The sequence below is a fragment of the Akkermansia sp. KLE1798 genome, from assembly GCF_001580195.1.
GTDB lineage: Bacteria > Verrucomicrobiota > Verrucomicrobiia > Verrucomicrobiales > Akkermansiaceae > Akkermansia > Akkermansia biwaensis.
The window spans coordinates 23,174-23,655 of record NZ_KQ971089.1; the positions used below are offsets into that span (position 1 = coordinate 23,174).

Here is a 482-nt window from a genome sequence, read left to right on the forward strand (position 1 = left end):
TCGCACCCTCACGGGTGCGTGGATTGAAACCTTCGGCGATCATTCTTCCGACTCCGATGCAGCGTCGCACCCTCACGGGTGCGTGGATTGAAACCCGGTGGGGGCCTTGCCGGGCCTGGAAGAGGCCGTCGCACCCTCACGGGTGCGTGGATTGAAACGTGCGTACTCTCCACGACGATCCTCCCGCTTGTCGTCGCACCCTCACGGGTGCGTGGATTGAAACGCGTTTTACGAGGCCCCACAGATACAGTCTCCTGTCGCACCCTCACGGGTGCGTGGATTGAAACGACGGCTGGACCATGGGAAGAAATGGAAAACTCGTCGCACCCTCACGGGTGCGTGGATTGAAACCGCTATACCGGAAATTGAAGCAGACCTTAAGGAGTCGCATCCTCACGGGTGCGTGGATTGAAACGTGGCTCAAATACTCCTTCAGCGCGGTCTTTTCCGGTCGCACCCTCACGGGTGCGTGGATTGAAACC

General features: G+C 59.3%; 1 CRISPR repeat array.

Annotation, left to right across the window (positions count from 1 at the left end):
- A CRISPR array of direct repeats spans positions 1–481; the repeat unit is 30 nt; unit sequence TCGCACCCTCACGGGTGCGTGGATTGAAAC.
- Position 482 lies beyond the last annotated feature (1 nt).